Annotated in this window: 10 protein-coding genes; all 10 read right to left on the reverse strand. The window is 50.7% G+C overall.

Annotated elements, in window-relative coordinates; translation table 11 throughout:
* A partial coding sequence (locus FIM25_RS16350; RefSeq protein ID WP_139450929.1) for a ferredoxin family protein occupies window positions 1-805 on the reverse strand: 805 nt, incomplete at its 3' end.
* Window positions 806-1246: a hydrogenase iron-sulfur subunit gene (locus FIM25_RS16355; RefSeq protein ID WP_139450930.1), complete on the reverse strand. Its 441-nt coding sequence runs from the start codon at window positions 1244-1246 to the stop codon at window positions 806-808. It abuts the gene before it with no gap.
* A 311-nt stretch (window positions 1247-1557) separates the two neighbouring features.
* Complete coding sequence (locus tag FIM25_RS16360; RefSeq protein ID WP_139450931.1) at window positions 1558-4584, reverse strand: FAD-dependent oxidoreductase; 3027 nt, start codon at window positions 4582-4584, stop codon at window positions 1558-1560.
* Between the two features lie 39 nt (window positions 4585-4623).
* The gene (locus tag FIM25_RS16365) at window positions 4624-5910 is read right to left on the reverse strand and encodes a (Fe-S)-binding protein (RefSeq protein WP_139450932.1); all 1287 of its coding nucleotides are present in this window, start codon (window positions 5908-5910) and stop codon (window positions 4624-4626) included.
* 549 nt (window positions 5911-6459) lie between these two features.
* Window positions 6460-7308, reverse strand: coding sequence for a nitrilase-related carbon-nitrogen hydrolase (locus FIM25_RS16370; protein WP_139450933.1), 849 nt, complete (start codon window positions 7306-7308; stop codon window positions 6460-6462).
* Between the two features lie 5 nt (window positions 7309-7313).
* The gene (gene ahbA / locus FIM25_RS16375) at window positions 7314-7760 is read right to left on the reverse strand and encodes a siroheme decarboxylase subunit alpha (RefSeq protein WP_139450934.1); all 447 of its coding nucleotides are present in this window, start codon (window positions 7758-7760) and stop codon (window positions 7314-7316) included.
* 3 nt (window positions 7761-7763) lie between these two features.
* Window positions 7764-8171, reverse strand: coding sequence for a secondary thiamine-phosphate synthase enzyme YjbQ (locus FIM25_RS16380; RefSeq protein WP_139450935.1), 408 nt, complete (start codon window positions 8169-8171; stop codon window positions 7764-7766).
* A 94-nt stretch (window positions 8172-8265) separates the two neighbouring features.
* Entirely contained in the window at window positions 8266-8583 is a 318-nt protein-coding gene (locus FIM25_RS16385; RefSeq protein ID WP_139450936.1) for a TusE/DsrC/DsvC family sulfur relay protein, read from the reverse strand.
* A 281-nt stretch (window positions 8584-8864) separates the two neighbouring features.
* Entirely contained in the window at window positions 8865-9710 is an 846-nt protein-coding gene (locus FIM25_RS16390) for an FAD/NAD(P)-binding protein (protein WP_139450569.1), read from the reverse strand.
* An 81-nt stretch (window positions 9711-9791) separates the two neighbouring features.
* Window positions 9792-10257 (reverse strand): 4Fe-4S dicluster domain-containing protein (locus FIM25_RS16395; RefSeq protein WP_179953473.1); only part of this gene is annotated, 466 nt, incomplete at its 5' end.

Here is a 10257-nt window from a genome sequence, read left to right on the forward strand (position 1 = left end):
TGGGACAAGCCGACTCACAGGCACCACAATCCGTACAACGTCCTGCACAATGGTAGGCCCGCAGGAAGTGGTAGGTGCGAATATCCATGGGGTCAGTTCCCTTACCTACCCACTGGGGACGGGATTCGTCCACAAAACAGGTGGGACAATAGCATAAGGGACAGGCGTTCTTGCAGGCATAGCAGCGGGTGCAGCCGGAAAGAAGCTCCTCAAAGTGCGCCCATTTGGTACCCGCATCCATGGAAGCTATGGCTTCCACGTCGGCAAAGCGATTTTCAGGGACAAGCTCTTCCACAGGCTCCCCTGCCATCTCATCAAAGATTACAGGGTTGCGCTTGATGCAGGTGCTGCAGTTGGACTGGAGAACATCCGCCTTGTTGACGGTCTTTTCTCCGGCAGGACCCTTTACCGTAATCTGATCACCGGCCTCGCTGTAGGCCGTTACTTCGCCGCCTGCAAGATCGGAAAGGGCTTTTTTATCCGCCATGCCAGTGCAGGGTACACCGATGATCACAAGCTGATCACGCTTGATCTTATTTTCAACTATGTGGCCCACAATGTTACGCGCATCACAGCCCTTGGCAATGATACCGATCCGGTCCTTGCGACCCGTTAAATAATTGCACAAATTGAGACGGCAGGTGGCGTCCCAGATCAGATCCTTTGTATCCGATGCCTTACGAATGATGGTCGGCTCACTCATGACGGGAAGCGTTCCCTTTTTGAAGCCGATCACCACATCAACCTTCTCTGATTCGAGAAGATCTCTGGCAATCTCTCTTATTTTCAGGGCGACATCAGCCATCTACGCCACCTCCTGACTCATGATAAACTCCTTTGCCATACCTTTGGCAGGACCAAGGGCCTTCACCTCGGAAATCACGGTGCGGGCCACATCGGCAAACTTCACGCCTTCTGCCGAAGAAATCCATGAAAACTGGATACGACCCGGTTCAAGGCCGGTATGCTCCAGCATTTCCTTCAGCAGGGTAAATTTACGGCGGGCATAATAATTACCGGTGATGTAATGACAGTCACCGGGGTGACAGCCGGAAATCCATACTCCGTCCGCCCCATTGCGGAATGCGGAAAGGACCATCTTGGGCGAAACCCTTCCGGAACAGGGCAGACGGATGATACGCATGTTGGCCGGATACTGAAAACGGCTCACGCCCGCAAGGTCTGCGGCTCCGTAGGTGCACCAGTTGCACAGAAAGGTAATGATTTTAGGTTCAAACTCCTGCATAGGAAGCCTCCCTGCACCTTTAGTTAAGGTGCAAATGATTCTTGAAATATAACTGTTCAGCTGATCCGATTGGCTTTACAGCACTTTAAAATTCTTTGAAATAAAACCAGTGGGCGATATACTTTTTCAAGGCTTTAAGCCCTCACCCCCGGCCCCTCTCCCAGAGGGAGAGGGGAGAAAAACAAGGGCTGTACCTTACCATTCGCTTCAAATACTCCTTCCCACTTTCCACTGTCCTTATGGATAAAGATAAACCCAGAAAGAGATGAGAAAAAATATCCATCTTCCACCAGTCTAAACCTATCCTTCAATCAGGCCGCATCAATCATGGCCATAATCTGCCCTTCCTCAAAGCCTTTAAGATTCAAGGCACCGGAGCGGCAGGATGCCACACAGGCTCCGCAACCCTTACAGAGAACGGGGTTGATTTCAGCCTTGCCAGCCCTCGGCCCTTCCAGAATCATACCCGGAGAGTTGTAGGGGCAGACCGCCACACAGACACTGCACCCGGAGCAGAGCTCCTGATTCACATAGGCCACCTGACCAGAGGTATTGATGGTCTTTCTGGCAAGGAGACCTGTCGCCCGTGCTGCGGCCGCCTGGGCCTGGGCAATGGCTTCGTCAATGGGCTTGGGATAATGGGCAAGGCCCGCAAGGAAGACCCCGTCTGTTGCAAAATCACTGGGGGCCAGCTTCACATGGGCTTCCACAAAGAAGCCGTCATCGTTGAGGGGAACCTTAAAGAACTGGGCCAAACGCTCATCCTTGTAGGGTTTCACCGCAGATGCCAGCACCAGAAGATCCGCCGCAAGCTCAAGGGACCTCTGAATGATGGGATCGTAAACACGAACCAGCAGTCTGCCTTCGGCTTCTTTTACAAGGGGTTTGGCATCAAGGGAGTAACGGACAAAAATAACACCCTTTTCCCTGGCCTTCTTGTAAAGGGCTTCCTTCTCACCATAGGTACGGATATCCCGGTACAGGACAAAGACATCCATGTCCGGCTTTTTCTCCTTCAGGTGAAGGGCGCTCACCATGGTATGGGTGCAGCAGATGCGGGAGCAGTAAGTCCGGCCCGGCTCACGGGAACCCACACACTGGATGAAGACAGCAGTTTCCGCCTTCTCCACCTTTGCATCATGGCTCTTCATGAGTCCATCCAGCTCCTGACCCGTCACCACCATATCAGAGCTGCCGTAGAGGTATTCCGTTGGCTTATATTCCTCAGCCCCCGTGGCAATGATGGTAACACCATGGCGGATTTCCTTTTCACTGCCTTTTGTCTCAATGGTGCTGACAAAGTTACCCACAAAACCTTCCACATTTTTAAGGCCGGACTCCAGCAGGACATCAATTTTCTCATCCACAGCCACGCTGTTGACCATGTCGGCAAGGCCTTCTTCAATGGACTCGCCCTTGCCCGTGACATAAAGATTTCTTGCCTGACCGCCCAGAACCTTGTCCCGCTCCACCAGAGTCACATGATAGCCCTGGGTAGAAAGGGCCCTTGCAGCAGCCATGCCGGAAATCCCGCCGCCAATAACCAGTACGTTCTGGTCTATTTCAAGGGTGGCTTCGGAGAGAGGCTCGAACAGGGCCACCTTGGCCACAGCCATACGGACCTGCTCTTTGGCTTTCAGGGTGGCTTCCGCAGGCTGATCCTTGTGTACCCAGGAGCCGTGGTTGCGGATGTTCACCATTTCAAAGAGGTATTTATTCAAGCCTGCATTGATGAGGGTTTCCTGAAAAAGGGGATCGTGGGTTCTGGGACTGCAGGCCGCCACAACAATGCGGTTTAAGCCCTTTTCCCTGATCACCTTAACCATGCCGTCCTGGGTATCCTGGGAGCAGGCATACATGTTGTTATTGACATACTCCACATTGGGAAGGCCTGCGGCATAATCCCGCACCGCCTCCACATCAATGACCCCTGCAATGTTAGTCCCACAGTGGCAGACAAAGACACCGATGCGGGGACGATCTCCCCGGATATCATCTTCCTGCACCTTTTCCACGGTGCGGGTCAGGGTGTTTCGTGCTGATACAAGTCCTGCTCCGGCATTGAGGGCCGCAGCACCTGCCTCCACAACGGACTGGGGAATATCTTTGGGACCCTGGAAGGCACCGCAGACATAAACCCCTTCCCTGGAAGTGCTGACAGGTTTGAAGGTGGAAGTTTTAACGAAACCGCCTTCGGTCAGCTCAATGCCCATATTTGCTGCATTGGCCCGAACTTCATCATTTATTTCCATCCCAACGGAAAGAACTACGATGTCATAGACTTCCGTTACCCGCTGGTTGTTCTCGTCAATGTATTCCAGAACCTGACCGGGACCGTCCGGGTTTCCATAAACCGTATGCACCCGGCAGCGCTGGAACTTGACACCGTAGTTCTCCTTGGCCTGATTATAGCAGTCCTCAAAGCCCTTGCCGTGGGTACGCATATCCATATAGAAAATTTTGGTTTCCAGCTCCGGATCATGCTCCTTGGCAATGATGGCCTGCTTGATGGCATACATGCAGCAGACCGAAGAGCAGTGACCGTTTTTACAGGTATTCACATCCCTGGAACCCACGCACTGCAGCCAGGCAATTTTATGGGGATGTTCCTTGTCGGACAAACGTACCACATGGCCCTGAAAGGGACCGGATGCGGAAAGAAGCCGCTCGAACTCCAGAGAGGTGACCACATCCTTGCTGCGGTCATAGTTGAGGAAATCCTTACCCGAAGGATTGTAGGCAGAAAAGCCCGTGGCCAGAATGACGGAACCCACATTCAGACTAAAGGTTTTATCCGTATCCTTGAAATTGATGGCATCTGCGGGGCAAATCTTCTCACAGTTACCACATTTATCTTTGGTGATTTTAATGCAGTTGGCTGGGTCTATAGCATACTTGAGGGGCACTGCCTGGGGATAGGGCACATAGATGGCCTTGCGCTTATCAAGGCCCATATTGTACTCATCCGCCACCTTTTTGGGACATTTTTCCATGCAGGCTCCGCAGCCAATGCACTTATCCATGTCCACGTAGCGGGCCTTCTGGAAAACCTCCACCTCAAAGTTACCAGCCTCGCCTTTGATATCCTTGATCTCTGCCAGGGTCACCAGCTCAATATTGATGTGCCGCCCCACTTCCACAAGCTTGGGGCTCATGATGCACATGGAGCAGTCATTGGTGGGAAAGGTCTTGTCCAGCTGGGCCATGACCCCGCCGATGGATGGCGATTTTTCCACCATATAGACATAATAGCCGGAATCGGCCAGATCCAGCGCCGCCTGGATGGCGGCAATCCCGCCGCCGGCGATCAGAACTGATCCTATGGTTTTTTCTGACATCTTTTTTTACTCCTCCTCACGCCTGATGGCTCAGGGAAATTACAGACCAAAATCCGCAAGGTCCGGTCCCAGATAGGTCCGTTCGTTTTCACCGAGAATCCCCATGGAAAGACAGAGAATGGTCCACAAATGCACTGTGTGATACTTCCCGCCGAAATGATGGCCTATGTCTTCTACCTGAGCATGGCAGTTGTGACAGGGTGTTATCACATAGGCGGCATCGGTTTTATCAATCTGGTCAAACTTGATTTTACCATAGGCCCGACGCTGTTCCGTGAAGCCTGCCTGAAGTGCTCCGCCCCCACCGCCGCAGCAGTAGTTATTGGACCCGTTGGGGACCATATCAATGAAGTTTTCTTCACCCACGGCAGTCTTAACGATAAACCGCAGGTCTTCGGCCATGACATCGCCCAAAGATTTGCGGATGATATTACAGGGATCCTGGATGGTGAACTTGATACCCAGCTCCTTGTTCCAGTCTGAATTGACAGGGAGTTTCCCTTCCCGTATCCATTTGGCATAGAGCTGAATGATGGAGATAAACTCAAAATTGGCCTGGATATTGAACTTTCTGAGGGCCGCATAGACGGCAAAAAAGGAATGTCCGCATTCGGTGTTCACAAAATACTTCACACCCAGTTTGTTCAGGTGTTCCACCTGGGCACGGACGATATATTCCCAGGATTTGTTGTCCGCCACAAACATGCAGTAGTTCTCACCGGCCCACATTTCTGAATAATAGGTCCAGTCCGCGCCCACGGTGTGGAGGATCTTCCAGAGAGGCAAAAGCTCATCTGGCTCCACCACGGGTTCCCTTGAGTTCTGGTTCAGGGCATACATGGCGCCCGGCTTGTCAATGGGAGCCTGAAGCTCCTCAAAGCCCGGCTGCTCCCGACATTCTTCCGCCAGATCATCCACCGTGAACTTAAAATCCTCGAAGGGAACTCCCATGGCGCCGCCACGGGATTTCACATGCAATCTGCAGGATTCCCGGACGTTTTTGGGTTGATCTTCCTCGGGCCAACGGGCGCGGATCTCAAAGATGAGTGCCGGAATGTTGATCTTCATGGGACAAACATCATAACACCGCCTGCACATGGTGCAGACCCAGGCCCAGGGGTGTTTGTCCAGCGCCTCGTCCATACCCAGCACGGCCATGCGGAGAAACTTCCGCGGGTCCATGTCAAGCTGTCCTGTGGCGGGACAGCCACTGGAACAGGTACCACAGGTAAGGCAGGCATTAAGATTCCCGTCCGGAACCATTTCCCTTGCCATCCTGCAGATCTCCCCGCCAGCACCGCCCACGCGTACCGCTTCAGCTGTCATCTGTTCTTCCTCCCTTCACTTCCAAAAAGACATCGATATTCCATGAATTCCTCCTCATTTTTATCCTGAATTTTGAAAATCTGCAGAGGTGGATTCCGGCTTCTTCATTTATCAATAGAGTTTATCAATGAGACTCATTACTGAAAATTTTGATTGTGTCTTATAGAAAGGTAAAGAGGCGGGAGTCAAACAGATAATCCTGATAGGATCAATGACACGGATAGATTATGACTATTTATTTTTAGTGTAATTTCTTAGGAAGAACAAAAGACAATCGGGCTGTTTGTGAGTGACATTGCAATCGTTTCGGATTCCGGCACTCAAGCCATAAACCCAAAGCCTGCTATGAAAACAATGGGCGTTTGCAAGCTTGAGTGCCGGAGTGCGTCACAAACAAATGGTCCGGTTGTCTATGCACCTGATTAATTGTGCTGAACAGTCACCACATTTTTTTCTGATTACCACTGTCTTTCAGCGACAGGAACTTTAATCCATGGAAATTACATGGCCAGATTTTACGATTGTTGGCGGGCACCCGTAAAGGTCGCACTACACCTGCATCCACTTTCCATAAAGCTCAGGCCTTCTTGCCAGATGGAAGGCTGTCATGGGATGGGATCGCAGGGCTTTCACCCGTTCTGCATGAAGATTCAGTACCAGAAGATCGGGTTTTTCTGTGCCAAGCTCACCGAAAATACGGCCGTCAGGACCAAGACCCAGGGCAAGACCAGGAAAACTTTTTCCTGCTCCATCGGGACCAAGGGGATTTACTGCCAAAACATAGCTTCCCGTATCAAAGGCACGGGCAGGGAGATGACGCAGCCATGAGGATTTTTTTTCCTGGGGAGTAGTTCTGGGAGAAGCATGGGGTATAAGAAATACATCCACACCCTGACTGGCAAGGTGGGAAAAAAGCTCAGGGAAATGGGCATCATAGCAGAGGGCTATGGCAAAATGTATTCCCTTGAACATAAAAGATGCGGTCTGATCTCCCGCACAGTACAGAGGTCTCTCCGGCGGACCTAAATGAATTTTCCTGTAAAGGGCAAGCAGTCCTTCAGGCCCCAGTGCAAGCTGGGTTACAAAAAAACGTTTTTCTGACCTTTCCACAAAACCCGCCACCAGCACAAGGTCCCACCGGCTGGCAAGGGGGACCATGATGGAAATGGCCTCTTCAAGACCAAGGGCACATCGCTCAAGATCTTCTTTGCGGGTCGGGTATCCCGTAAGGTTCATTTCGGGCAGAAGAAGGACTTCAACACCGGCCCGAGATGCCCTTTCACAAAAAAGCTTTAAAGTAGCAAGGTTATTTTGAACATCCCCCATAAACTGCGGAGCAAGGGCCAGACCTGTGATGATGCCGTCTTTATCCGGCAGAGAGATTCCGGAATTAATCATCGGTATTATAGGGCAAACTTTGCACGGATTTTAAAAACATGGGTGGCGGGCAGATTAAGGATTTCCCTTACTCCGGTTTTATCTGCTATCTCTTCCAGATTACTGGCAATGATCTCCCGTGAAGGCTCGATAAAGGTAAACCACACATTCCAGTCATTTTCCCGGATATAATTATGGGTGACACCGGGGTAAGAATTCACTGTCTCCGTAAAGGCTTCCAGCTTATCCTCCGGCACCTTTGCGGCACAAAGGGTGGAAAAATACCCAAGATTCTCCGGCCCGAAATTGCCCCCTATTCGACGGATAATACCGGACTCTTTGAGCTTCTTCAATCGCTCCAGCACCTCGGTCTCGCCCATATCCAGCATTTCTCCAATGGCACCATAGGGCCTGGAACAAATGGGAAAACCTGACTGTATACTGTTCAAAAGCTTTTTATCCAGATCATCCATGATTTAAAGTCCCCTTTCCTGCTGGGGCATCAGCATGATTCTCACCTCGCGCCTCCGGGGTCCGTCAAATTCCCACAGATAAATGGCCTGCCAGCGACCAAGATCCAGACGTCCATCCCGTACAGCCACCAGCTCCGAAGCACCAATCAGCGAAGCCTTTACATGGGCATCGGAATTGCCCTCAATATGCCTGTAATCCGGATCCACGGGAACAAGGCGGGAAAGGGTTCTGATCATGTCTTCCTGAACATCCGGGTCGGCATTTTCATTGAGGGTAATGGCTGCTGTGGTGTGGGGCACAAAAATATGACAAAGCCCCCATTCCATTCCGGAAGCTGTCACAAACTCCTGTACCCGCGCTGTGATATCCACAAGTTCTTTTCGTGTGGAAGACTGAACTTTAATATACATAGAACTTTTCCCCGCAACTCATGGAAACGGTAAAAAAAAGGCCCTGCCATGGCAGGACCTTTTTATCATAAACTCATTTTCCCAGCAGCGTAGATTAAACGCAGCCGGTAGGCTTGGGAAGGCCAGCCATTTTACAGGCTCCCTTGCCAGGGCCTGAGGGGAAAAGCTCATAGATGTGCTTCAGTTTGAAGCCGGTAAGCTTGGAAAGAACACGTACCATGGGAGCAATACCGTTCTTCTTGTAGTAATCCTGAAGGATGTTGATAACGCCCCAGTGCTCGTCGGTCAGTACATCAATGCCTTCTTCTTTCATGCAGTGTTCAACCCATTCTTCGGTATAGGTGTTGAAATCTTCAAGAAAGCCATCCTCATCCACAACAAACTTTTTCCCTTTGAATTCTATTTCTGCCATTTTCTAAAAACCTCCTGTAATTAAGATATCATCTTTATGGGGGAGTCCCGTTATATCCTTAACTTTTTCTTAGCGTACCTACCTAACGAAACAAGCACGGCTTGTCAATAAGCAAGATGTATTTACATCATTCCTTAAGGGGTGTCAAACTTTTGCAAACATCCACTACCTGAAACAAAGCGATTTCCAGCATAAAAAAACGACCGCTCCGCCATGGGTGGAGAAGCGGCCGCATATTTTTAACCTTATATCAGACAGAACTGTACATTCAGATACTAATATCAATATTCCTTAGGCATCTGATTGAGCTGATCCAGGGTAAATACTGGACCGTCTTTACACACCAGCTCTTTACCGATATTGCAGCGACCGCACATGCCGATACCGCACTTCATGCGGTTTTCAAGGCTCATGATGATGTGGTCATGCTTATAGCCCAGTTTGTCCAGCACGGGCAGGGTAAACTTGATCATCATGGGAGGACCGCAGACAATGGCGTAGGTGTCATCGCTGGCCGGAGGTGCAACCTTTTCCGCAACCGGAGGAATAAAGCCCTGATGATACTTCCAGTTGGGATCATCGGTTTTATCTACGGTGATGTGCATGTTGATTTTGCCCTGAGCTTCCCATTCACGGAGATCGTCCATGTAAAGAAGCATACCGGGCGCACGGGCACCATAAACAACATCGATCTTGCCGAACTTATCCCGGTTATCCAGCATCATCTTGATGGAAGACCGCAGGGTCGTGAAAGCAAAACCACCGCCCACGATCAAAATGTTCTTTCCCTCAAGGATTTCCCAGGGATACCAGTTCCCCATGGGACCACGAAGACCCATKATATCGCCCACCTGCATGGAGTGCAGRTAGCTTGTCACTTTGCCGGTTTTAAATACCGTAAATTTTACAAAGCCCTTTTCCGTGGGGCTGGACGCAATACCAATGGGTATTTCGCCCTGACCCGGAATGGAAAGCTCTGCAAACTGACCCGCCTTGTAGGCAAACATCTCTTCATGCTCRGGATTCAGAAAAACGAACTTGAAGGTCTTCAAGCTCTTRTCTTCCGTCTCCACCGTGATGTCGTCTATGCGGACGGGATACGGCTCATATGGATTGGGATTTCTCACCTTCTTATCTCCTTATGCTGCTATATGCAGGGGGCAAAGGGCAGGCCCTTTGTGCCTGCCCCCTGCCACGTGGCCGATTTATTAATCGTTCATGGTGTTGCACACCGTCCGGATGTCGATATTGGCAGGGCACTGCTCCACGCAGCGACCGCAGCCCACACACATCAGGCCCGCATCGTACTTGTCCAGAAAATATTTCAGTTTGTGCATAAAACGCTGGCGGGTACGCTCCCATTCATGTTCACGGGGGTTATGCCCGGATGCATGATGGGTGAAAAGGGCCGTCATGCATGAATCCCAGTTGCGGACACGTACACCTTCAGTACCCTTAACCTCATCCTGAATGTCAAAACACCAGCAGGTGGGGCAGGCATAGGTACAGGTACCACAGTTGATGCAGCCGAAGAGAATATCCTTCCAGAAGGGTGCTTCATAAAGATCCATGATGGTCTTACCACCGATCTTATTGTAGCTCACTTTAGAAGTGATGGCAGCTTCTGCTTTTGCCTTGAGATCTTCCACGGTTTTGGCAACATCTGCGCCTGCA

Origin of the sequence: Desulfobotulus mexicanus (assembly GCF_006175995.1) — a bacterium.
GTDB classification, from domain to species: Bacteria; Desulfobacterota; Desulfobacteria; order Desulfobacterales; family ASO4-4; genus Desulfobotulus; species Desulfobotulus mexicanus.

Bases quoted from the DNA above. Each gene is read 5' to 3' on its own strand.
- FIM25_RS16380 (WP_139450935.1), bottom strand. From the start codon at position 8,171: ATGTATATTAAAGTTCAGTCTTCCACACGAAAAGAACTTGTGGATATC.
- FIM25_RS16365 (WP_139450932.1), bottom strand. From the start codon at position 5,910: ATGACAGCTGAAGCGGTACGCGTGGGCGGTGCTGGCGGGGAGATCTGC.
- FIM25_RS16370 (WP_139450933.1), bottom strand. From the start codon at position 7,308: ATGATTAATTCCGGAATCTCTCTGCCGGATAAAGACGGCATCATCACA.
- FIM25_RS16385 (WP_139450936.1), bottom strand. From the start codon at position 8,583: ATGGCAGAAATAGAATTCAAAGGGAAAAAGTTTGTTGTGGATGAGGAT.
- ahbA (WP_139450934.1), bottom strand. From the start codon at position 7,760: ATGGATGATCTGGATAAAAAGCTTTTGAACAGTATACAGTCAGGTTTT.
- FIM25_RS16360 (WP_139450931.1), bottom strand. From the start codon at position 4,584: ATGTCAGAAAAAACCATAGGATCAGTTCTGATCGCCGGCGGCGGGATT.
- FIM25_RS16355 (WP_139450930.1), bottom strand. From the start codon at position 1,246: ATGCAGGAGTTTGAACCTAAAATCATTACCTTTCTGTGCAACTGGTGC.